This window comes from Microbacterium sp. GbtcB4 (assembly GCF_019091465.1).
GTDB lineage: Bacteria > Actinomycetota > Actinomycetes > Actinomycetales > Microbacteriaceae > Microbacterium > Microbacterium paraoxydans.
Window position 1 is genome coordinate 153,670 of sequence record NZ_JAGXJJ010000003.1, and the last position, 19,612, is coordinate 173,281.

A 19,612-nucleotide genomic window follows, 5' to 3' on the forward strand; every position below is an offset into this window, starting at 1 on the left:
AAGTTGTTTGTAACGAATCCGAAGTCGCACAGCCGACTGCGAGAAGTGCTGTGCTTTACTGACGCCATGGTTGACGTGCTGAGGCCGCTCGCGACGCCCTCCCCCGGGACCGGCGAGATCTTCCAGATCCTCCGCGACGGGCACGCGCGCACCAAGGCGGAGCTCGCCGCCCTCACCGGCCTCGCCCGCTCCACCGTCGCGTCCCGGGTCGACGCGCTGCTCGCCGCCGATCTCCTCCGCCCCGCCGGTGAAGCGGTCTCGACGGGCGGCCGCCCTCCGGCCCGCGTCGCCTTCAACCCGCGCGCCGGCCTCGTCCTCGCCGTCGACCTCGGAGCCACGCACGCGACCGTCGCCGTGGCCGACCTCGCCGGCGTGATCCTCGACGCGCACACCCGCGCGATCGACATCGGCGACGGACCGGAGGCCCTCCTCGACGCGATCCTCGCGGAGGGGACGGCCCTGCTCGCCGCGACCGCCGACGGCCTGCCCCTCGTGGGCGTCGGCATCGGCGTCCCCGGCCCTGTCGAGCACTCCACGGGGCGCCCGACCAACCCGCCGATCATGCCGGGCTGGGACCGCTTCGACGTCCCCGGCTACGTGCAGCGCACGTTCGACGTCCCGGTCCTCGTCGACAACGATGTGAACATCCTCGCCCTCGGCGAGCAGGCCACGAGCTGGCCGCGGGTGGACGACCTCGTGTTCGTGAAGGTCTCGACCGGCATCGGCGCCGGCATCATCGCCGGCGGTCAGCTGCAGCGCGGGGCGCAGGGATCGGCGGGCGACATGGGTCACGTCCAGGTGCCGATGAGCGCCGGCTCGGGGCGGGAGCCGGGCGACGAACGGGATCTCGAGGCCCTCGCGAGCGGTTCGGCCCTCGCCGTCGCGCTGCGCGCCGAAGGTCACGACGTGCACAGCGCCTCCGACGTCGTCGACCTCGTCCGCGCCGGCAACGCCGCGGCCATCGAGGCTACCCGCCAGGCGGGTCGCGATGTCGGCGAGGTGCTCGCGACGGTCGTGAACCTGCTCAACCCGTCGATCATCGTGCTCGGGGGCAGCATCGCCCGCGCGGGAGAGCACCTGCTCGCCGGTGTCCGCGAGGTCGTCTACCGCCGCTCGATCCCGCTCGCCACCCAGCACCTCGCGATCGTGCAGTCGCAGGCGGGCGACCGCGCGGCGGTGCTGGGGGCGGCGATCATGGTCGCTCGCGAGGTGCTCTCCCCCGCGAACGTGGACCGCTACGTCGCCGCGAAGGGATCGAAGTCGGCGGGCAGCGCGCCCACCTGATCCAGCGTGCTCGCGACCTCCACGAACGTGCGCCGCGCTGCAGCCTCCTCGATCGAGAGGAGCGTGTCGAGCACGTGGTACCCGAACTCGCCGGTGGCGACGTGCGGTCGGTCCTCCGCGATCGCGCGCACCATGTCGAGCAGCCCGAGCCCGCGCCCCGCGAGCACCCCCTCGGACGCGACATCGACGACCTCCTGCACCACCGGCTCCGGTGGCACGAAGTGCCGGGACAGCGGCCGGGTGATCGTGATCGGCCCGCCGAACGTGTTCGGGTCGGGGATGACGAGGGTGCCCTCGGTTCCCGTGATCTCCACGATGCCCTGCCGCACCAGCGGCGAGTCCGTGCTGTAGAGGCTCTGGGCCTGACCGCCGCCTTCGAAGTCCATCAGGACGCTGAGCGTGGACGGGATCTCGACCGGGAACTCCTCCCCGGCACGGTCGCCGACCTGCACGCGGCGGGTCGGCGACCCCTGCAGCCCGAGGGCGGCCACGGCGGCCACCGGCCCGAAGACGTGGACCAGGGTCGAGACGTAGTACGGCCCCATGTCGAGGAGCGGCCCCGCCCCCTTCGCGTAGAGGAACGCGGGGTTCGGGTGGAAGATCTCCGGTCCCTGCCACTGGAAGGTCGTCTGACCGAACAGCGGACGCCCGATGTCGCCGCGGGCGATCGCGCGCTTCGCGGTCTGCACACCGGGGCCGAGGACCGTGTCGGGCGCGACGCCGACACGGAGTCCGGCCGCTGCGGCCGTCTCCAGCAGGCGTCGCGCCTCCTCGCGGTCCACGCCGAGCGGCTTCTCGGTCCACACGTGCTTCCCGGCGGCGACGATGGCCTCCGAGACGGCGACGTGCGCGGCGGGGATCGTGAGGTTCACGACGATGTCGATGTCGGGATCGTCGAGCACGACCTCCACGCCCCCGGCCCGCGGCACACCGTACGCCGCGGCCTGCGCGCGCGCCCGCTCCTCGACGAGGTCGCCGATCGCCCGCACCTCCACGTCCGGGAAGCGCGTGAGGTTCTGCAGATACTGGTCGCTGATGTTTCCGGCGCCGATGAGGCCGACGCCGACGACACCACCCCCGCGCACCATCAGCGCGCCACCTCGGCGTCCAGGAAGACCCGGCTGCGCTCGATGGCGTCGAACAGGTCGCCGTCGTAGTGGTCGAACTCCACGATGGCGAGTTCGAGCGCGGGCGCGGCGGCGATGGCCTCCCGGAGCGGCACCGTCCCGTCGCCCGCGGGCACCTGATCGGCCGGCGGGTACGCATCCAGCAGCGCGGGGTCGAGGGTGCCGTCCTTCGCGTGCACCGCGATCACGCGCTCGCCGAGACGCTCCACGAGGGCCACCGGATCGACGCCGCCCCGAGCGACCCAGTAGAGGTCGACCTCCAGCACGACGCGCTCATCGAGGTGCTCCGCGAGGACCTCCAGCCCGGTCATCCCGTCGAACACCGCCTCCAGCTCATGCGCGTGGTTGTGGTAGCCGACCCGGACGCCGGCCTCGGCGCCGATCTCCGCCGCCTCGTTGAGCAGCCGGGCCGTCTCGACGATCTGATCGATGCGTTCCCAGCGCGCCGGCTCGGTGTAGGGATCGATCACCGTGCCCATGCCGAGCGCCTTCGCGGCCGCGAATACCTCCGCGGGCGAAGGCACGGGGGCCGTGGTGCCGGAGCCGTCAGGGCGTACGAAGGTCGGCGTGGCCAGGAAAGCGTGCCCGGAGGGGGCGGTCAGTCCCGCGGCCGACACGGCGGCGGCCATGGCGTCCGCCCGGCGCACGAAGTCGTAGGGCTCGACCGCGGTGAACCCGCGCGCCGCCACCGCGGCGAGCGTGCCCTCGAGGTCGGCCTCCAGCTGCTCGCGGATCGTGAACAGCTGGAGAGAGGTCTGGATCGTCATCGGTCGTGCTCCTCGGTCGTCGGTGACAGGTAGGCATCGCGCCCCGGAGGCACGCTAGCACCGAATACCTCCACATGGAAGTTTTCTGTCGATAGACTCGCGACATGCCCGCCGCACCCTCCGACGACTCCGAACGCCCGCGTCCCCGCGGGACGTACGCCAAGGGCATCGCCCGCCGCCAGGAGATCCTGGACCGCGCGATCGAGGTGTTCGCGGCCCGCGGCGCCGACCGCACGAGTCTGCGGGCGATCGCGAAGGAGGTGGGGGTGACGCATGCCGCCCTCACCCACTACTTCGGGTCGCTGGAGGAGCTGCTCGTCGCGGTCTATGTCGAGAGCAACGCCCCGGGACGCAAGACCGAGCCGGAACCCGCGAACCCCGTCGAGGGGATGATCCGGTCGGCCAGGGCCAACCGCGAGGTCCCCGGCCTGGTGCAGCTGTACTCCACGCTCGTCGCCAGCGCGCTCGAGGAGGGCCATCCCGCCGCCCGCGCCTTCGCGACCGAGCGCTTCGCCCGCCTGCGGGCCGACATCGCCGAGACGGTCCGGGAGCAGCAGACGGACGGGCGCATCCGGGCGGACGTCGATCCTCTCGCGGTCGCCGCCCTCGTCGTCGCGGCCTCGGACGGCCTGCAGACGCAGTGGCTGCTGGACGACACGGCTCCGCAGCACGAGGCCCTCGCCCTCCTCGACCGTCTGCTCCGCCCGGCGGACGGCGCGGGCCGGGGCGGCGTCCCCGAGGGCTAGGCTCGAACCGTGACGCCCGTGCCGCAGTCCCCGTACGCGAGGGCCCTCGGCGAGCGCCTCGCCGAGCTGCACCCCCGGCTCCGGACCTACTTCCAGGCGGTCCCGGACGGGATGGTCGGTGTCGGCGAAGGCACGTTCCAGCGCGTCGGCACGCCGCGCCGCGCGCTCTGGCCGCTCCTCCGCCGCCTCGAACGGCGCGGGGTGATCGCCGCCCGCTGGGAGCGCGACGTGCCCTTCCGCATCGAGAACCGCACCATCGCCTCCCGGGCGATCGCCGAGCGCACCTTCCGGTTCGCGACCGGGCCGTGGGTCATGCGCGACGCCGTCGCCCCGACGCGGCACGGCCGCATCGTCGACGAAATCGGCGAGCCCGGCCTCATCGCGGCCTGCTTCGATGTCGAGCCCCGCGCGGGCGCTCTGCACCTGACCAGTCGCGCGGTGGGCATCCGCCTCGGGCGCTTCCGGCTCCGCATCCCGCGGATCGTGGCTCCCGTGGTCCGGCTCGTCGAGCGCTGGGACGACGAGGCCGGTCGTCAGCGGGTGCGCCTGACGGTCGACGCACCGCTCCTCGGCCGCCTCTACGAGTACCGGGGCGACTTCGACTACGCCCTCGAACCCGATCGGAAGGACGACAGCGCATGAGCACGGACCGGGCGGTCATCGGCGGGGCCACAGGGTTCATGGGGCGATTCCTCACGGCACGACTCCGGGATGCCGGGCGCGAGGTCGTCACGATCTCCCGCTCGGGAAGCGACCTCACCTGGAGCGATCAGGACGGCATCGACGCCGCTGTCGACGGGGCCTCGCTCGTGGTCGGCCTCGCGGGAAAGAGCGTGAACTGTCGCTACACGCCACGCAACCGTGCCGAGATCTTCCGCTCCCGCCTGGACACGACCGCGGCCCTGAGCCGCGCCATCTCCCGCGCGGCCACCCCGCCGCCGCTGTGGATCAACTCCTCGACGGCCACGATCTACCGGCACGCGGAAGACCGGCCGATGACGGAGTCCTCCGGCGAGATCGGCACGGGCTTCTCGGTCGAGGTCGCCAAGGCGTGGGAGCGTGCCCTCTTCGCCGACACGCTCCCCGGCACCCGCCGCGTGGCCCTCCGCACCGCCATCGTCCTCGGCGACGGCGGTGTACTGGAACCGCTCCGCACCCTCGCACGGCGGGGCCTCGGCGGCCCCCAGTACGACGGGTTCTGGCCGGTCGGTCCCGCGCGCCGCGCCGCCGGCACCGCGCACCTTCCCGGCGCCCGTCGTGGGCGACAGCGCTTCAGCTGGATCCACATCGAGGATGTGGCGCGCAGCATCGAGTTCCTCGAACGGACCCCCGCCCTGGACGGGCCGGTCAACGCCGCCTCACCGCACCCTGTCGACAACGTCAGCTTCATGGCCACCGTGCGCCGCGTGCTGGGAACGAAGATCGGCCCGCCGATGCCGCGCTGGATGCTCGAGCTCGGCGCCATCGGCATCCGTACCGAGACCGAGCTCGTGCTCAAGAGCCGCTGGGTCCTCCCCGAGAAGCTCACTGCCGCCGGCTTCACCTTCCGCTACCCGGACCTCGAGGAGGCCGTCTGTGCCTCGTTCGCCGCGGCGGACGCGAACGCCCGGACGTACGTGGCTTGACCGCGGTCGCGCGAAGAGCCCGTCATGCCGACTCCGGGAGCGCCGGGAACGTCCAGCTGCCGTCGAGCACCTCGGGGCGGGGGCGGTAGAGGCGGACGAGGTAGTTCCAACCCTCCGTGATCGGCAGCACGTTCGGCACCCCCTCCGGATGGTCGCCGAAGCGGACGGTGATCGTGCCGTCGTCGTTGCGGACGCCGGTGATGTCGTTGATCGTGTAGGCGTCGCGATCGTTCGGCTCGAAGAAGCCGTCCGCGTTGTACACCGAGATCGACCAGAAGCCGTCGACCGGAACCTCGCCGACCGTGAGCTCGTACCGGCCCACCGGCAGACGGGGGTCGACGCCGATGTAGCTCGCTTCGGATGACGGCAGCCCGCCCCAGCCCGCCGCCGTGCCGATGAGGTGCCGCACCGGGTCGACCTCGCCCTCGCTGCCGAACATGCGGTCGAAGCCTCGCAGGTTCCGCGCCAGCGCGAGCAGCGCCTGGCGGGTCTCGTCGAAGCTGACGGTGTCGTAGTCCGGCATCGTGAACGGCGTGGCCGACCCGCTGTGCAGCGCGATGCGGTCCTGCAGCGCCCCCACCTCCGCCACATCCGCCGGGTCCGCGGGGTCCACGAGGATGCGGACGGCCAGCACGACGTACGGAGTCCCGAACTGCGCCACCGTCAGCGTGTGCTCGCCCGCCTCGTGGAAGATCGCATCGACGTAGTGGTGCTCGTTGACGACCATCGCCGAGAGGTAGCGGTCGCCGTGCTCCGGGATGGTGAACGTCGCGCCCTCGCTGATGTCGAGGACCGCGAAGCTGTACAGGGTGTCCCGGTTCAGCCGGATCACGGTCTGCCGGTCGATCGCGGCCGGAGCCCTGTTGTGCAGGAACCGATCCACACCCCCGGCCTCCTTCTGGAGGTCGCGCATCATGCGGTGGGTCTCAGCGAGGGCGAAGTTGTCGACGTTCACGAGGATGCTCATGACGGCATCCTGGCAGGCTGGACCGCTCGGCGGCTAGGACGAAGGAAGAGCGTCGTCTCCCCGCTCCCGACGCCGCTTCTCGATCTCCTCGCGGAGCCGCCACTCCTCGATCTCGCGGTCGAGGTCCGCGATCTGCTGCTCGGTGGAGCGCACGTCGACCGGCGGCGCTGAGCGTGTGACCGTGGTCGTCGGGGCGGTCGGGCGCTCGGCGCGCCGCATCCGCGGAAGAGGGACGCCGGCGTCCCCGTACTCGCGGCCGATCGCGAACCACAGCGCGCTGCCGATCAGCGGCAGGAGGATCACGATGATGATCCAGACCATCTTCGGCAGGTACTTCACCTGCGAGTCGTCGCGCGTGATGATGTCGATCAGGGCACCGATCATCAGCGCGATGACCAGGAGCGAGAACAGGAACGGCATGGGTTCAGGGTAGACGACGCACGGGCCGGAGCCGAGGGTTCACGGCAGCAGGTGTCCGGCGGCGCGGAAGAGCTCGTACCACTCCGAGCGGGTGAGCACGACGTCCACCCCGGCCGCCGCCTCCTGCACGCGGTGCGGTGTCGTCGTCCCGAGCACGACCTGCATCCCGGCGGGGTGCCGGGTGATCCAGGCGGTGGCGATCGCGGTCGGTGTCACTCCATGGACTCCGGCCAGACGCTCGATCACCGCGTTGAGTTCGGGGTAGTCCGGGTGCCCGAGGAAGACGCCGCCGCCGAAACCGCTCTGGTAGGGCGACCAGGCCTGCACGGTGATGCCATGGATCCGGCAGTAGTCCACGACGCCGCCGCCGTCGCGCCCGATGCTCTGATCGTGCCCGGCCATGTTCGCGGCCACCGGCTGCGCGATGATCGGCGCGTGCGTGAGGGACAGCTGCAGCTGGTTCGCGACCAGGGGCTGCCGCACTGCGGTCTTCAGCAGCTCGATCTGCGAGGGCGTGTGGTTGGACACCCCGAACGCCCGGACCTTGCCCGAGGACTCGAGGTGGTCGAAGGCGCGGGCCACCTCTTCCGGCTCGACCAGAGCGTCCGGCCGGTGCAGCAGGAGCACATCGATGCGGTCGGTACGGAGGGCCGCGAGCGAGCCCTCCACCTGCCCGACGATGTGGTCGTAGGAGAAATCGAACATGCCCTGCGCCGGCACGATGCCGCACTTGGTCTGCAGCACGATCTCGTCGCGCTCCGCGCCGCCGAGCTGGAGGGCATCCGCGAAACGTGCCTCGCAGTGGTGCATCTGGCCGCCGTAGATGTCCGCGTGGTCGAAGAAGTCGATCCCGGCGTCGCGTGCGGTCGTGTACAGCGCGCGGATCTGCTCGTCGTCGAGGCTGTCGATGCGCATCATCCCGGCGATCAGGGCCGGAGCGGTCGTCGATCCGAAGGAAACGGTCTTCATGCGCCCACGCTACTTCATCGCGTCCCGCCCGCCCGCGGCACGAGCGGGCCCCGCCTCAGGGCGCGCAGGGAAGCAGGCGCGTGACGGGGACGCCGAGGACCATCGCGATCCCCGCGACATCCTCCATCGTGAAGTCCGCGCGCTCCTCGAGGAGGTCTGCCAGGGCGGGAGGTGCGATCCCGGCCTGCTCCGAGAGGTCCATGAACGACACTCCGGCGTGCAATCGCGCCGCCTCCACCGCTGATGCCATCAGATGACGCAATTCTGTCCCCATACGCCTACGGTACCGCCACGCACGGACACCCACACTTCCATAACCCACCAATATGACGGCATCCTGCTGTCGGCCCGCTGCTAAGGTGAGCCGGATGAAGACACCAGCCGAGCAGTTCAACGAGGCGATCGGTCGTCAGATGCGGGCGGAGATCGCGGCGGCACGCAGCAGCATCGCCGCCATGGCGCGCGACGTGGGCATCGCCCGGAGCGCGCTGGACAACTACGTGACGGGCAAGCGCGCCATTCCCGTCCCTGTGGTCTACGCGGTGTGCGCCACGCTCGGGATCGAGCCGCACGTCCTCGTCGCCCGGGCCGAGGAGCGCCTGGCCGCCGACGGCATGTCGGCGATCATCACCCCCTTCCGGCGCCGCACCGATGTCGCCACCCCGCGCGACAATACCCGCGAGGTCGCCTTCGAATCCGGATCCGCCCGCGAGACGGACACCGACGACCTCTACGAGTAGACGACACCGACCGGACGGAGGCCCATGCAGCATCTCCTCCGTCTGGCCGACGATCTCGGTCTCCGCGTGATCGAACGCACAGGTCCCACCCCCGGAGGCTTCCAACCCGTCACCGGGACCATCCGGCTCGCTCCGGGGATGAGCCGGCGTACCGCGCGCAGCGTGCTCGCCCACGAACTCGGCCACGCCCACCTCGGCCATCAGCCCACACGGCAAGCCACCTTCCGCGCGCGACAGGAGCGGCAGGCCGATGAGTGGGCCGCGCGATGTCTGATCACGCCCGCGGCGTACGCAGCGGCGGAGCAGCTCCGCGGCACCCACCTGGCCAGCCTGGCGTTCGAACTCGACGTGACGATCGAGATCGTCCTCGCTTTCCAGCGTGTGCTCCTCCGGAAGAACCCGTCCGAGTCCGCCGCCTGATGATCGGGGACGGCGGGGGACGCTGGTTGAATGACCTCATGGCCTTCCTCGTCACCCCCGCCCCCGTCACTCTCACCGGCGAGCTCGTCGAGCTCCGCCCTCTCGACCGGTCGCACGTCGACGGACTCGTCGAAGCGGTCACCGAGGGCGACCTGTGGAAGACGGCCTGGTACACCTCGGTTCCGGCGCCCGACGGCGTCGCGGCTGAGGTCGACCGCCGCCTGGGCCTCGTCGCCACCGGCGAGATGGTGCCCTTCACGGCCTTCGACAGCGCCGGTCGCGTGCTGGGCCTCACGTCGTACTACGACATCGTCGCCGACGTCCCCCGGCTGCACATCGGGTACACCTGGAACCGCCCGTCCGCCCATGGCACGGGCACCAACGCGGAATCGAAGCTGCTGCTCCTCCGCCACGCCTTCGAGACGCTGGGGGTGTTCCGGGTCGGGCTGACGACCCAGTGGGTGAACTTCCAGTCCCGCGCCGCGATCGAACGGCTGGGAGCGAAGCAGGACGGTGTGATGCGGGCCATGAGCCGCTACCGCAACGGCGCACTCCGCGACAGCGTGGAGTACTCCATCATCGAGCCGGAATGGCCCGCGGTGCGGGCGAACCTCGAAGCGAGGCTCGCCCGGAGACGGTGAGCGCGGGGCGCCGCCCCGCGCTGGTCACTCGGTCGGGCTGCCGGTCCAGTTCTTGGAGCGACGCGTGGCAGAACCGCGCTGACGCATCGCGAACCCGAGAGCCAGCGAGACGAGCAGGATGCCGCCGACGAAGGTGAGCGCGGCGAGCGTGTCCGGCATCTCGTGGGCGATCCCCAGCAGCCAGAAGCCTCCGAGGAACATGATCATGAAGAAGAGGAAGCTGAGGATCACGGGATCTCCTGTCGTCGGTGCTCTACCAGGATAGCCCGGACCCGGAAAGGCCCTGTGCCGCCGCCCGGATCTCTGGTGGAGTCGGAGCATGGACACCTCCCTCACCGCCCTCGCGATCTCCTGCACCCTCAAGCCCTCCCCCGCGTCGTCGAGCTCCGATCTGCTCGCGCGTCAGCTGCTCGATGCCCTTACCGAGCACGGGGTGACGGGTGACCTCGTCGGTGCCGTCGACCTCGACATCCGTCCCGGCGTCGAGAAGGACATGGGCGACGGCGACCAGTGGCCGGGCCTGCGTCAGCGCGTCCTCGATGCCGACATCCTCGTCTTCGTCACGCCGACGTGGATGGGACAGCACTCGAGCGTCGCCCAGCGCGTGCTGGAGCGCCTGGACGCCGAGCTCGGCGAGACGGACGAGCAGGGCCGCCCGATCCTCTTCGACAAGGTCGCGATCGCCGGTGTCCTCGGGAACGAGGACGGCGCGCACCACATCTCCGCGATCCTCTTCCAGGCGCTGAACGACATCGGCTACACGATCCCGGCCCAGACGTCGGTGTACTGGAACGGCGAGGCCATGCAGACCGTGGACTACAAGGACCTCGACGAGACCCCGGAGGCCGTGAGCTCCGCGATCGCGACCGCGACCCGCAACGCCGCGCACCTCGCCCGGCAGCTCACTGCGCAGGCGTACCCCGCCGAGTAGCGGAGGCGCTCAGTCGGCGGGACCGTCGACGACCTCGTCCACGAGGCTGATGCCTCCCGACGAGCTCGCCTCGACCATGAGGGCCTGGATCCACTTCACGTTCAGCTCCGGCGTCTCCGGCTCCGAGAAGGTGAAGCGCAGCGGGATCGACGGATGCAGCCAGATCGTCGAGCGTCCCGGCACGTCGCCGTCGGGGTGCTTCCAGGACAGTGTGAAGCTCTCGTTCCGGCGGAGTTTGGTCGCGATCGCGACCTTCAGATGGGCCAGGGCGCGGTCCTCGATCTGGATCTCGCTGCCGGAGCCGTACTGCATGGTTCCCATCCCACGACTCTACGGCCCCGAGCGGGCGGGACGCGAGGAGCGACACTCGCGCGCGTCTGGTGTCAGCGGTGGAGAACCGCGCTCACCGCTGCCGTCAACCCGCGGCCCGACGCTGGAGGAGCTGGCGGACATGCGCCTCGATCTCCGCGTCGTCGACGAAGCCCATGCGGGCGTACGGGGATTCCGCCGATGCCGCCGGAGCTGCCGGGAGGCTGACGGGCGCTGCCGGCGCCATCTCCTCGGCGCGGGCACGGAGCGCGGCGACCCGAGCGGCCTTGCGGCGCTCCTCCTGCGCATCGATCTCGGCGCGAGCCGCCTGTGCGCGCGATCCCGACACCGACACCATCGGCTCCGGGAGCGGGCGCGGGGTCCAGGTGGCGGGGCCCTGGTCATGCAGGGCCGGAGCGATCCTCTCCGCGACGGTCTCGACGGCAGCGGGCTCCGGACGACGGGCAGCACGCACAGCGACCGCCGCCATCCGCTGCAGGACGATGGTGGCGATGAGGGCTGCCACCCCACCGCTCCAGAGGAGCACGGCTCCCCCGGTGGCCAGGAGCTGCCAGATGCCGAGCCCGACCGCGGCGAGGCCGACGACGAGCGCGCCGGTCGCCGTCAGCCGCACGCGTCGGCGGGCACGGGCGCGACGGATCACGGGATCGGCGCGCGTGGCGGCGAGTTCCTGGCGGAGGGCCTCGAGCTCCGCGGCTTCCCGCTGGGCCTGCAGCCGCTTCGCGAGCTTCTGCTGGGCCACGACGGTACGGGCGTTGAGCTCCATGTGCACCTCACTGGGCGTCTCGCTCGTCTCGGCGAGGATCCGCAGCGCCTGGTTCAGCCGCACGGCGTTCCGCTCGGCCGCGTTGTACTGGAAGCGCCCGCGCCAAGAGGGCAGCAGGTACAGCATCCACAGGAGCACGGCGACGAGCACGATCACTCCCCCGCTCAGCACCGGCCCGTCCATAGGACAACGGTAACGGCGGCGGACCGGCCGCGCCGTGCAGTCGGGGCGCGTGTCGCGGCGTGTCCTTCCGCAACGGGCGATGTCAGAGGCTGATGCGGTCCGCCGGCGGGATCGTGGCCGCGTGCGGCGGCACCTGTCCGTGGATCCACCGGGCGAGCACGCCCTGCGGAACCTCCTCCTGCGTGAGGGCGAAGGCGTAGTGGTCGCGCCAGTCCCCGTCGATGTGGATGTATCGCCGGCGCAGCCCCTCGTACCGGAACCCGAGCTTCTGGACCACGCGAAGGCTCGCGGCGTTCTCGGGCCGGATGCAGATCTCCATCCGATGCAGCCCGTACTCCGTGAAGCAGGCGTCCGTGGCGAGCGCGACCGCGGTCGGGGTGATCCCCCGCCCCGCGAAGCGCTCACTCACCCAGTACCCGATCGTCGCCGAGCACAGCGAGCCCCGGGCGACACCCCAGACGTTCAGCTGCCCGGCGACCTCACCGTCGTACTCCATGACGAACGGGTAGCCGCCGCCGTCCCGGTACTGCTGGAGCAGCCGACGGATGCTGACCCGCATGTCGAAGGAGACCGCCCCGTGCGGGATCGTCGCCTCCCACGGCTGCAGCCACGCGCGGTTCGCGAGCAGCTCCTGCTGCAGAGGCCGCGCGTCCTTCGTCCGGATCAGACGCAGCTCGACCGGTCCGTGCCGCATCCCCGTCGACAGCTCCACGCCGCACCTCCGACGACCGCGAGGCGCCTAGAGGCGCTCCGCGAAGTCCTTGAGCCAGGGGCGCAGCTCCGAGCCCAGGTCGTCGCGGTCGGCCGCGAGCTGCACGATCGCCTTGATGTAGTCCACGCGGTCGCCGGTGTCGTAGCGGCGGCCTCCGAAGACGACGCCGACCACGCCGGGACCGCCGTCCGCCGTCGCGAGCTCCTGCAGCGCGTCGGTGAGCTGGATCTCTCCGCCCTTGCCGGGCTCGGTCCGCTCGAGGATCTCGAAGACCGATGCGGGGAGCACGTAGCGTCCGATGATCGCGAGGTTGGACGGGGCGTCCTCCTTCGCGGGCTTCTCGACGAGGCCCGTGACACGAACGGCGTCCGACCCCTCGATCGGCTCGACGGCGGCGGCCCCGTACATGTGGATGCTGTCCGGGTCGACCTCCATGAGGGCGATGACGGCGGCGCCCGTGCGCTCGTGCTCCGCGATCATCTCCGTGAGCAGCGGGTCGCGCTCATCGATGAGGTCGTCGCCGAGCAGCACCGCGAACGAGCTGTCGCCGACGTGCGTCCGAGCGCGGAGCACGGCGTGGCCGAGACCCTTGGGCTCGCCCTGGCGGACGAAGTGGATGTCGGCGAGGTCGCTCGACTTCATCACGCGCTCCAGGCGACCCGTGTCGCCCTTCTCCATGAGCTTCACCTCGAGCTCCGGCACGGAGTCGAAGTGGTTGGAGATCGCGTTCTTGTTGCGCCCGATGATCACGAGGATGTCCTCGATCCCGGCGTTCGCCGCCTCCTCGACGACGTACTGGATCGCCGGCTTGTCGACGACGGGGAGCATCTCCTTCGGCATCGCCTTCGTCGCGGGCAGGAAACGTGTCCCCAACCCGGCAGCGGGAATGACAGCCTTGATCTTCTCGTGAGCCATTCCCACAGCCTACCGGTGGGGGCCGCCCTAGACTCGGACCATGGCTAACGACGTCGAGCACGCCAAGCGAGCCCTCCGCGCGGAGCTGCGCGAGCGGCGTCAGCTTCTGTCCGATCCGCAGCGCGAAGCCGCTGCCACGGCGATCGGCGAACGGCTGGACGCCCTCGTCGACGAGCTCGGCGCCCGCTCCGTCTCCTGCTTCCTCTCCACCACCACGGAGCCGGGCACCAGGGAGTTCGTCACCCGCGCGGTCCGCCGCGGGATCCGGGTCCTCCTCCCGGTCACCCGCTCCGACGGACTGCTGGACTGGGCGGTCGCCGACGACACCGACGAGATCGCGGAAGGTTTGCACGGGCTGCCCGAGCCCACCGGCGAGGTGCTCGGGCCGATCGCGGTGAACGACGTCGATCTGATGATCGTCCCCGCCGCCGCCGTCGACCGTTCGGGGATGCGCATGGGCTGGGGCCGCGGCTACTTCGACAAGACCATCGGCTCCATGGAGAAATGCCCTCCGGTGTACGCGGTGATCTATGATTCCGAGGTACTCGACGAACTGCCGCGCGAGGTGCACGACCAGCCGGTCGACGGCATCGTGACCCCGTCGCAGACGCTGCATCTGTCGCCTCGGCGACGCTGACCCGCAAGGACCGCCATGCCCACCTACGCCTATGCCTGCACCGCGTGCGGGCACCAGTTCGACGCCGTCCAGAGCTTCTCTGACGACGCGCTCACGGTCTGCCCCGAGTGCGGTGGCGCGCTGCGCAAGCAGTACGGCTCGATCGGCGTGACCTTCAACGGCTCCGGCTTCTATCGCACGGACTCGCGCGCCAAATCCGGGGGTTCGAAGGATGCTTCGGCATCATCGAAGTCGGATTCGACGACGAGCGCCAAACCGGCTGCTGCGTCGACTCCCGCCTCGAACTGAGGCCCAGTCGACTTGGGGGTTTCCATGCTCAAAGGATTCAAGGACTTCCTGCTCCGCGGGAACGTCATCGATCTGGCCGTCGCGGTCGTCATCGGCACCGCCTTCACGGCCGTCGTGACGGCCGTGGTGAACAGCATCATCAACCCGCTCATCGCGCTCTTCCTCAAGGCCGATGCGGCCGGGAACTTCGGCATCCCTGTCACCAACATCTACGGCGAAGAGGTCGTCTTCCCGATCGGCGACCTGATCTCGGCGATCATCAGCTTCCTCGCGGTCGCCGCGGTCGTCTATTTCGTCTTCGTGCTGCCGATGAACACCTTCAAGGCGCACGTCGAGGCACGCAAGGGCACGCCCGCCGAGGAGCCGGAGGAGGAGCCGGCCGCCGCGACCGAGGCGGAGCTGCTCGTCGAGATCCGCGATCTGCTCAAGACCCAGCAGGGTCCGCGCGGCGTCTGACCGCTCCGCCCTCACGACCCACGGCTCTCCTCGGAGGGCCGTGGGTCTTTCTGGTTCCGGGTGCGGCCGCGTCAGTAGTGCGGAGGCACGTCGCGGAGGAGCTGGTCGTCATTGGGCTCCTTCGGGTCACCCGGGGCCGACCGGCGCGGCGCCTGGCCCTCCGGGACCTCCGGCGCCGGGTCGCTGCCCTCGACCGGCGTCAGGCGCGCCCGCCGGGAGCCCGGCACCCGGACGACCCGCTGACGCGGCTCGTCACGGCCGTCAGTCATTCCGGTGGTCGCCGAGGTCGAGGGGCTGCGTGTCGTTCTCCGCGCGCGGGGCCGACTCCGAGATGCCGAGCACCGTCGCGATCCGGGACGCCACGGTGCGCGGGTCGCTGTAGAGGTCGAACGCGTGGACGCGGACGTAGTGCCAGCCGAGGCGGCGGAGCACATGCGGGCGCAGCCGGAGCGTCTCGCGCAGGGACTCCCCCCGGGACTCCGGATCGGACTCGATCACGACGGCCTTGCCGTTGTGCTGCGCCACGAGCGGCAGGAGCCCTCGGTAATCGACGTCGACGGAGGCCCCGAGACGCCGGAGCTCCCTGGCCAGCGCGAGCGTGAGCGGGTCGGCCAGATCCTCCAGGCGCGCGTCGCGGGCGCGGGCCGCGAGACCGCCGAGGATCGACATGAGCGTGGCCGCGCCGTGCTCGAGACGCCCGTCGTCGAAGGCCGAGGGGCGGATGGACGAGACGATCACCATGGAACGCCGCGCCCGGGTCATCCCGACGGTCAGCAGCCGCTCGCCGTCCGGCGTCGACAGGTCGCCGAAGTCGCTGAGGACGCGGCCGTGCTTGGTGAGCCCGAAGCCGAGCGAGAAGATGACGCGGTCGCGGCTCTCGGCGACGGACTCCTCGAGCGTGAGCACGGCGAACGGCTCCGCGGTGTCGCGGGCGACGAAGTCGGCGACGTCGGAGCGGCCGGCGAAGGCGGCGGTCACGGCGGCCCGCACGCGCTCCGCGTGACGGGTGCTGGCGGTGACCACCATGAGCGACTCCGTCGGGCGGTGCACGGCGTGCTCGACGACGAGCGTGACGACGCGGGCGACCTCGGCGTCCGGGCTCTCGACGGCGCCGGACACGGGATCAGGCGTCCCGGTGCCGCCTTCGACGTAGTCGACGGTGAGGCTGCCGCGGCCCAGATACGACCCCGCCCACGGAAGGGAGACGATCTCGCCGCCGTAGAACGCGTCGTTGATGAGCTCCGCGAGATCCTCGCCGCCGGCACGGTAGCTCCGGGTCAGCGTCATCACGGGGAACAGCTCGGACAGCCGCTCGAAGACGGAGACCTCGTCGAACGGGACCTCCTCCTCCCAGTCCTCCGCGGGGTCGACCGCGATGCGGAAGGGGGAGGGCCGCTGCGTGACCGGGTCTCCGAAGGCGACAACCTGCCGGGCACGGCGGATCGCCGGGGCCGCCTCGGCGAGGTTGATGGCCGCGGCATCGACGAGGAGCACGGTGTCGAACTCCACCGCGTCCGGGATCTCCGGGACGAGGTAGGGCGACGAGATCCAGACCGGAGCCAGGACGTCGACGAGCGTCGGTGCGGCGCTGACGACCTCGGCGGCCGTCGTCGCGGACTGCGTGAGGGCCCGGCGCAGGTTCTGCGACTGCTCGGGCTCGTCGACGATGGCGATGCGCCACTGGTTCGCGAGTTGCCAGGCGAGCAGCGGTCCCGCCATCGCCGCGTGCGCCTCGTCCACCAGACGGAAGTCGCGCTCGAGGCGGTCGACCACGGCCGTGTTCGCTCCGAGCAGCGCTCGGTTGTCCTGCAGCGCGCGCTCGAGAAGGGACTGCCACCAGGCGAACTCGAGCTCGTCCCCCACCCGGGCTTCGGAGACGTGGCGCACCGAGAGCTCGGTCAGCAGCGGCTCCAGGCCGAGGAGGGCGAGCTTGTCACGCAGCTGCGCGCGCTCGACGAGGTTCTCGAAGACGTCGGACTTCGCCGCGAGGCCCGCGAGCATGCGCACGAGTCGCGCGACCGGCAGCGAGGACAGCGGCTCGCGGCGGCCGAGAGCGGCATCCAGCTCGGCCAGCTCGGCCTCCACCCGCTGCCAGGAGGCGAACACGTCGGCGAGGCCGAGCGGGATCTCCGGCGCGACGCCCGCGTCGACGTAGCGCTGCCACTGCGTGCGCTGGGTCTGGATGCGCAGCAGCGCCTCGTGCATCTCCGTCACGTGCACGCCGGGGCGGACGTACTCCTTGGCGAGACGGCGGAGGCGGCGACGGTTGGCTCCGGACATCCCGGGCGCGTCCCGGCGCGAGCCGTGCGCCTGGATGAGCTCCCCGAGCGGACGCTCGAACACCGTCGGGCTGAACCGGTCCAGGGTGTCGCGGATGCCCTGCAGCAGCTCGAGGTAGTCGCCAAGCTCGTCGATCGTCGAGAACGGTCGCATGTGCGTCTGCGCGATGAGCTCGTAGCCGCGCTCCAGCAGGGCGGGCACGCTGACGGCATGGAGGCGCCCGGCGAGCTCGTGGGCGGCGCGGGCGGCCTCGGTGCTGCCGAAGGTCACGCCGTACCAGGGCGAATCGTTCGGGCCGACGCGGAACTCGCCGAGCCGCGCGGCGTGCGCCAGGGCGGCGGCCGCGTCGCTGCGGTCCTTCGCGAGCCTGCGCAGGGCGTCCACACTCAGGCGGGCCGTGGTCGACGGCGGGACCGGCAGCGACGCGAGGCGAGTGAGGTGCCTGGTCGCGTCCAGGACGGAGGCGTCGAGGCCGGGGATCGGGACGGTCAGAGCGTCGCGGTAGTCGCGGAGCACCGTGCGCAGCCGCACGAGCGCGTCGTCGACCTCGCTCACCTTGGGCGCGGTCGCCTTCTCGTTCCTGCCGATCGCCCGGACGAGGTCGCGGCGCAGGCTCGCCGGGGACACCGCGAGGCTGTCGAGGCCGATGCCGGCGAGGCGGTGGCGCACGCCGTCGAGCGTCGACCGGCGCGCCGAGACGACGAGCACCTTCTTGCCGGCACGGACGAGCTCGCCCAGCGCGTTGATGACGGTCTGCGTGCCGCCGGTGCCCGGCAGCGTCGCCACGGTGAGGGAGTGACCGGCGGTGATGCGGGCCAGCACCGCCTCCTGCTCGGCATCGGCGTCGAGGAGGAGCGTGTCCGAGGCGGGCGCGCGGTCGTCGGGGCCGATGTGGTGAGGAACGGCCCGGGGTGCCGTGACCTGCTCGCGATCGCCGACGTGGCCGCCGAGGGCGTTGAGGACCGGGTGGTCGAGGGTGCCGCCGTCCTGGGCCATGGCACCCGCGACGTCGGCGAAGGTGGAGACGACGAGTCGAGGCTCGACGGAGAACGTCTCGATCGATCGGGTGAGACCGCGAAGGCTGTCGATCACCGGCTGCGGCTTGAAGATGCCGCCGTCGTAGGCGAGCGCCGCGAGGGCTGTGGCGTCGAGCGACAGCCCGAAGTGCTCGCGGGCGACCCGGACGAGCTCCGGATTCACCTCGAAGGCGCCCTGCAGCTTGAGCTCGAAGTCCGTGTGATGGCGGCGGATCGCGAGGGGTCGCAGCAGGACAGGGGCGGCGAAGGTCGCCCCGCCGATGCGCCACCGCGCGACACCGACGGCGAGGTGCACGGCTTCGATCCCCCGGACCGTGCGCAGCTCGGTGTTCTTGGCCGTGATCCGCTCGGCGGCCAGCCGCGCGGTACGCAGGCCCACCTCGTCGCGGAAGAGGTTGGACAGGAGCGTCGACTTGCCGGTGATGAACTGCGGGAGGCTGCCCGGGTGCGCCTTGGAGATGTCGATGCCGGATTCCGGCCCGTCGCGGAAGCTGCTCAGCGGCGAAGGACCGCCCAGATCGGCGGCTTCGGCCCGCAGGCGCGTGCGCTCGGCCTCGGCGGCGTGCGCGATGCCGACTCCGGTGGACGAGTCGTGCAGGTCGCCGAGGGACACAGCGTTGTCCACCGCTGTGCTGTTCGCAGACCTGCTTTCCCGTCGCCACACACTCACACCCTAGGCGCGACACCGCCGGAGATCGGTATCCACGGCGGGTTTCCGGTGAAAAACAGCCGGTGCGACGCCCGCTCGGACTGCTCCTCCCCGGACGGTCGTGCGCTCACGTTGTCCACGGAACGCGCGACCGGGCCGGCGACCGGTTCTCTCGTGTCGAGCGGGCCGGTCAGGATGGGGACATGACTTTCCGCTATGACTTCGCTCCGACGCCCTTCGGCGATGCCCTCGCGGTCTTCTCCGACGAGGGCATCGTGCGCTTCGACCTCTCCGAGTCCGCAGACCCGCAGGTGCCCTGGCTGCTCGAGAGCGTGTCGCGGCAGCTCGGTGCCGTCCCGGAGCCCGAGCCCGGCGCCGCCGACGAGCTCGTCCCGCTCCTCGATGCCTACTTCGACGGCGAGCCCGTGCGCTTCGACGAGCTCGTGCGCCTCGACTGGCGCCTCGTGGACGGATTCCACCGGGCGGCGCTGCACACCGTGTGCGACATCCCCTGGGGCCAGACCCTGAGCTACGGGGAGGTCGCGGTCCTCGCCGGCCACCCGGGGGCCGCGCGCGCCGTCGGGACGGCGTGCCGCCTCACGCCGTTCTCGATCATCGTGCCCGTGCACCGGGTCGTGCGATCCGACGGCTCCGCGGGGCACTACGGCGGCCATCCGGAACGGAAGCGCTTCCTTCTGGACCTCGAGTCCCGATGAATCCCG

25 protein-coding genes are annotated in these 19,612 nt (G+C 71.3%); 12 read left to right on the top strand and 13 right to left on the bottom strand.

Annotated elements, in window-relative coordinates:
* Positions 1 to 66 precede the first annotated feature (66 nt).
* Positions 67 to 1,284 (top strand): ROK family protein, encoded by a 1,218-nt coding sequence (locus tag KVS71_RS06610; RefSeq protein ID WP_060923559.1) that lies wholly within the window; start codon positions 67 to 69, stop codon positions 1,282 to 1,284.
* On the opposite strand, the gene KVS71_RS06615 is transcribed toward KVS71_RS06610, so the two are convergent.
* A complete protein-coding gene (locus KVS71_RS06615; protein WP_144882447.1) occupies positions 1,236 to 2,372 on the bottom strand; it encodes a Gfo/Idh/MocA family protein in 1,137 nt (378 codons plus the stop codon). The two genes, KVS71_RS06610 and KVS71_RS06615, sit on opposite strands and share 49 nt — an antisense overlap.
* Entirely contained in the window at positions 2,372 to 3,178 is an 807-nt protein-coding gene (locus KVS71_RS06620; protein WP_144882446.1) for a sugar phosphate isomerase/epimerase, read from the bottom strand. Before KVS71_RS06620 ends, KVS71_RS06615 begins: the two co-directional genes overlap by 1 nt.
* Positions 3,179 to 3,282: 104 nt before the next feature.
* Between KVS71_RS06620 and KVS71_RS06625 the strand changes: the two genes are divergently transcribed.
* From KVS71_RS06625 to KVS71_RS06635, 3 genes are read left to right on the top strand one after another with little or no spacing between them, the layout of a single operon-like run.
* Positions 3,283 to 3,924 carry a TetR/AcrR family transcriptional regulator gene (locus KVS71_RS06625; protein ID WP_217584177.1) on the top strand — a complete coding sequence of 214 codons (642 nt, stop codon included), beginning with the start codon at positions 3,283 to 3,285 and terminating at the stop codon, positions 3,922 to 3,924.
* 9 nt (positions 3,925 to 3,933) lie between these two features.
* On the top strand, positions 3,934 to 4,566 hold the full coding sequence (locus KVS71_RS06630; protein WP_105950237.1) for a DUF4166 domain-containing protein: 633 nt from the start codon (positions 3,934 to 3,936) through the stop codon (positions 4,564 to 4,566).
* Positions 4,563 to 5,549, top strand: a complete 987-nt coding sequence (locus tag KVS71_RS06635; protein ID WP_217584178.1) for a DUF1731 domain-containing protein — start codon at positions 4,563 to 4,565, stop codon at positions 5,547 to 5,549. The genes KVS71_RS06630 and KVS71_RS06635 overlap by 4 nt, the downstream gene beginning before the upstream one ends.
* Positions 5,550 to 5,571: 22 nt before the next feature.
* On the opposite strand, the gene KVS71_RS06640 is transcribed toward KVS71_RS06635, so the two are convergent.
* Genes KVS71_RS06640 through KVS71_RS06655 form a run of 4 tightly spaced genes read right to left on the bottom strand, consistent with a single transcriptional unit; the run spans position 5,572 to position 8,155 of the window.
* Positions 5,572 to 6,516 carry a DUF1214 domain-containing protein gene (locus KVS71_RS06640; protein ID WP_105950239.1) on the bottom strand — a complete coding sequence of 315 codons (945 nt, stop codon included), beginning with the start codon at positions 6,514 to 6,516 and terminating at the stop codon, positions 5,572 to 5,574.
* A 33-nt stretch (positions 6,517 to 6,549) separates the two neighbouring features.
* Complete coding sequence (locus KVS71_RS06645) at positions 6,550 to 6,936, bottom strand: PLDc N-terminal domain-containing protein (RefSeq protein WP_060921770.1); 387 nt, start codon at positions 6,934 to 6,936, stop codon at positions 6,550 to 6,552.
* A 39-nt stretch (positions 6,937 to 6,975) separates the two neighbouring features.
* Positions 6,976 to 7,905, bottom strand: a complete 930-nt coding sequence (locus KVS71_RS06650) for an aldo/keto reductase (protein ID WP_217584179.1) — start codon at positions 7,903 to 7,905, stop codon at positions 6,976 to 6,978.
* 55 nt (positions 7,906 to 7,960) lie between these two features.
* A complete protein-coding gene (locus KVS71_RS06655) occupies positions 7,961 to 8,155 on the bottom strand; it encodes a helix-turn-helix transcriptional regulator (protein ID WP_060921772.1) in 195 nt (64 codons plus the stop codon).
* Between the two features lie 118 nt (positions 8,156 to 8,273).
* Here KVS71_RS06655 and KVS71_RS06660 point away from each other — a divergent pair, with 118 nt between their 5' ends.
* From KVS71_RS06660 to KVS71_RS06670, 3 genes are read left to right on the top strand one after another with little or no spacing between them, the layout of a single operon-like run.
* The gene (locus tag KVS71_RS06660) at positions 8,274 to 8,645 is read left to right on the top strand and encodes a helix-turn-helix domain-containing protein (protein ID WP_231919646.1); all 372 of its coding nucleotides are present in this window, start codon (positions 8,274 to 8,276) and stop codon (positions 8,643 to 8,645) included.
* A 24-nt stretch (positions 8,646 to 8,669) separates the two neighbouring features.
* The gene (locus KVS71_RS06665; protein ID WP_217584180.1) at positions 8,670 to 9,065 is read left to right on the top strand and encodes an ImmA/IrrE family metallo-endopeptidase; all 396 of its coding nucleotides are present in this window, start codon (positions 8,670 to 8,672) and stop codon (positions 9,063 to 9,065) included.
* Positions 9,066 to 9,103: 38 nt separating this feature from the next.
* Positions 9,104 to 9,706 (top strand): GNAT family N-acetyltransferase, encoded by a 603-nt coding sequence (locus KVS71_RS06670; protein WP_217584181.1) that lies wholly within the window; start codon positions 9,104 to 9,106, stop codon positions 9,704 to 9,706.
* A gap of 24 nt (positions 9,707 to 9,730) precedes the next feature.
* Here KVS71_RS06670 and KVS71_RS06675 read toward each other — a convergent pair whose 3' ends face one another.
* Entirely contained in the window at positions 9,731 to 9,937 is a 207-nt protein-coding gene (locus KVS71_RS06675; RefSeq protein ID WP_025105563.1) for a hypothetical protein, read from the bottom strand.
* An 88-nt stretch (positions 9,938 to 10,025) separates the two neighbouring features.
* Between KVS71_RS06675 and KVS71_RS06680 the strand changes: the two genes are divergently transcribed.
* Positions 10,026 to 10,637, top strand: a complete 612-nt coding sequence (locus KVS71_RS06680) for an NAD(P)H-dependent oxidoreductase (protein ID WP_217584182.1) — start codon at positions 10,026 to 10,028, stop codon at positions 10,635 to 10,637.
* A 9-nt stretch (positions 10,638 to 10,646) separates the two neighbouring features.
* On the opposite strand, the gene KVS71_RS06685 is transcribed toward KVS71_RS06680, so the two are convergent.
* The 4 genes from KVS71_RS06685 to galU form a co-directional block, all read right to left on the bottom strand.
* A complete protein-coding gene (locus KVS71_RS06685) occupies positions 10,647 to 10,958 on the bottom strand; it encodes a hypothetical protein (protein WP_025105561.1) in 312 nt (103 codons plus the stop codon).
* A 94-nt stretch (positions 10,959 to 11,052) separates the two neighbouring features.
* On the bottom strand, positions 11,053 to 11,916 hold the full coding sequence (locus KVS71_RS06690) for a hypothetical protein (RefSeq protein ID WP_217584183.1): 864 nt from the start codon (positions 11,914 to 11,916) through the stop codon (positions 11,053 to 11,055).
* An 82-nt stretch (positions 11,917 to 11,998) separates the two neighbouring features.
* Positions 11,999 to 12,610: a GNAT family N-acetyltransferase gene (locus KVS71_RS06695; protein ID WP_060921801.1), complete on the bottom strand. Its 612-nt coding sequence runs from the start codon at positions 12,608 to 12,610 to the stop codon at positions 11,999 to 12,001.
* A 45-nt stretch (positions 12,611 to 12,655) separates the two neighbouring features.
* Positions 12,656 to 13,543: a UTP--glucose-1-phosphate uridylyltransferase GalU gene (gene galU / locus KVS71_RS06700; RefSeq protein ID WP_060921777.1), complete on the bottom strand. Its 888-nt coding sequence runs from the start codon at positions 13,541 to 13,543 to the stop codon at positions 12,656 to 12,658.
* 40 nt (positions 13,544 to 13,583) lie between these two features.
* On the opposite strand from galU, the gene KVS71_RS06705 reads away from it, so the two are divergent.
* The 3 genes from KVS71_RS06705 to mscL are packed head-to-tail and all read left to right on the top strand — an operon-like array spanning position 13,584 to position 14,924.
* The gene (locus KVS71_RS06705; protein ID WP_144882436.1) at positions 13,584 to 14,180 is read left to right on the top strand and encodes a 5-formyltetrahydrofolate cyclo-ligase; all 597 of its coding nucleotides are present in this window, start codon (positions 13,584 to 13,586) and stop codon (positions 14,178 to 14,180) included.
* A 15-nt stretch (positions 14,181 to 14,195) separates the two neighbouring features.
* Complete coding sequence (locus KVS71_RS06710) at positions 14,196 to 14,468, top strand: FmdB family zinc ribbon protein (RefSeq protein ID WP_025105556.1); 273 nt, start codon at positions 14,196 to 14,198, stop codon at positions 14,466 to 14,468.
* A 24-nt stretch (positions 14,469 to 14,492) separates the two neighbouring features.
* Entirely contained in the window at positions 14,493 to 14,924 is a 432-nt protein-coding gene (gene mscL / locus KVS71_RS06715) for a large conductance mechanosensitive channel protein MscL (RefSeq protein WP_060921779.1), read from the top strand.
* 71 nt (positions 14,925 to 14,995) lie between these two features.
* On the opposite strand, the gene KVS71_RS06720 is transcribed toward mscL, so the two are convergent.
* Complete coding sequence (locus tag KVS71_RS06720; protein WP_217584184.1) at positions 14,996 to 15,193, bottom strand: hypothetical protein; 198 nt, start codon at positions 15,191 to 15,193, stop codon at positions 14,996 to 14,998.
* Positions 15,186 to 18,866: an AAA family ATPase gene (locus KVS71_RS06725; RefSeq protein ID WP_368874576.1), complete on the bottom strand. Its 3,681-nt coding sequence runs from the start codon at positions 18,864 to 18,866 to the stop codon at positions 15,186 to 15,188. The genes KVS71_RS06720 and KVS71_RS06725 overlap by 8 nt, the downstream gene beginning before the upstream one ends.
* Positions 18,867 to 19,093: 227 nt before the next feature.
* Between KVS71_RS06725 and KVS71_RS06730 the strand changes: the two genes are divergently transcribed.
* Positions 19,094 to 19,606 carry a methylated-DNA--[protein]-cysteine S-methyltransferase gene (locus tag KVS71_RS06730; protein ID WP_217584185.1) on the top strand — a complete coding sequence of 171 codons (513 nt, stop codon included), beginning with the start codon at positions 19,094 to 19,096 and terminating at the stop codon, positions 19,604 to 19,606.
* Positions 19,607 to 19,612 lie beyond the last annotated feature (6 nt).

What these genes read in the sequence shown, in the direction of transcription:
- KVS71_RS06685 (WP_025105561.1), bottom strand. Translation starts at nt 10,958, where the DNA reads ATGGGAACCATGCAGTACGGCTCCGGCAGCGAGATCCAGATCGAGGAC.
- mscL (WP_060921779.1), top strand. Translation starts at nt 14,493, where the DNA reads ATGCTCAAAGGATTCAAGGACTTCCTGCTCCGCGGGAACGTCATCGAT.
- KVS71_RS06635 (WP_217584178.1), top strand. Translation starts at nt 4,563, where the DNA reads ATGAGCACGGACCGGGCGGTCATCGGCGGGGCCACAGGGTTCATGGGG.
- KVS71_RS06720 (WP_217584184.1), bottom strand. Translation starts at nt 15,193, where the DNA reads ATGACTGACGGCCGTGACGAGCCGCGTCAGCGGGTCGTCCGGGTGCCG.
- KVS71_RS06660 (WP_231919646.1), top strand. Translation starts at nt 8,274, where the DNA reads ATGAAGACACCAGCCGAGCAGTTCAACGAGGCGATCGGTCGTCAGATG.
- KVS71_RS06610 (WP_060923559.1), top strand. Translation starts at nt 67, where the DNA reads ATGGTTGACGTGCTGAGGCCGCTCGCGACGCCCTCCCCCGGGACCGGC.
- galU (WP_060921777.1), bottom strand. Translation starts at nt 13,543, where the DNA reads ATGGCTCACGAGAAGATCAAGGCTGTCATTCCCGCTGCCGGGTTGGGG.
- KVS71_RS06655 (WP_060921772.1), bottom strand. Translation starts at nt 8,155, where the DNA reads ATGGCATCAGCGGTGGAGGCGGCGCGATTGCACGCCGGAGTGTCGTTC.
- KVS71_RS06620 (WP_144882446.1), bottom strand. Translation starts at nt 3,178, where the DNA reads ATGACGATCCAGACCTCTCTCCAGCTGTTCACGATCCGCGAGCAGCTG.
- KVS71_RS06625 (WP_217584177.1), top strand. Translation starts at nt 3,283, where the DNA reads ATGCCCGCCGCACCCTCCGACGACTCCGAACGCCCGCGTCCCCGCGGG.
- KVS71_RS06730 (WP_217584185.1), top strand. Translation starts at nt 19,094, where the DNA reads ATGACTTTCCGCTATGACTTCGCTCCGACGCCCTTCGGCGATGCCCTC.
- KVS71_RS06680 (WP_217584182.1), top strand. Translation starts at nt 10,026, where the DNA reads ATGGACACCTCCCTCACCGCCCTCGCGATCTCCTGCACCCTCAAGCCC.
- KVS71_RS06650 (WP_217584179.1), bottom strand. Translation starts at nt 7,905, where the DNA reads ATGAAGACCGTTTCCTTCGGATCGACGACCGCTCCGGCCCTGATCGCC.
- KVS71_RS06645 (WP_060921770.1), bottom strand. Translation starts at nt 6,936, where the DNA reads ATGCCGTTCCTGTTCTCGCTCCTGGTCATCGCGCTGATGATCGGTGCC.
- KVS71_RS06670 (WP_217584181.1), top strand. Translation starts at nt 9,104, where the DNA reads ATGGCCTTCCTCGTCACCCCCGCCCCCGTCACTCTCACCGGCGAGCTC.
- KVS71_RS06690 (WP_217584183.1), bottom strand. Translation starts at nt 11,916, where the DNA reads ATGGACGGGCCGGTGCTGAGCGGGGGAGTGATCGTGCTCGTCGCCGTG.
- KVS71_RS06615 (WP_144882447.1), bottom strand. Translation starts at nt 2,372, where the DNA reads ATGGTGCGCGGGGGTGGTGTCGTCGGCGTCGGCCTCATCGGCGCCGGA.
- KVS71_RS06665 (WP_217584180.1), top strand. Translation starts at nt 8,670, where the DNA reads ATGCAGCATCTCCTCCGTCTGGCCGACGATCTCGGTCTCCGCGTGATC.
- KVS71_RS06705 (WP_144882436.1), top strand. Translation starts at nt 13,584, where the DNA reads ATGGCTAACGACGTCGAGCACGCCAAGCGAGCCCTCCGCGCGGAGCTG.
- KVS71_RS06710 (WP_025105556.1), top strand. Translation starts at nt 14,196, where the DNA reads ATGCCCACCTACGCCTATGCCTGCACCGCGTGCGGGCACCAGTTCGAC.
- KVS71_RS06695 (WP_060921801.1), bottom strand. Translation starts at nt 12,610, where the DNA reads ATGCGGCACGGACCGGTCGAGCTGCGTCTGATCCGGACGAAGGACGCG.
- KVS71_RS06640 (WP_105950239.1), bottom strand. Translation starts at nt 6,516, where the DNA reads ATGAGCATCCTCGTGAACGTCGACAACTTCGCCCTCGCTGAGACCCAC.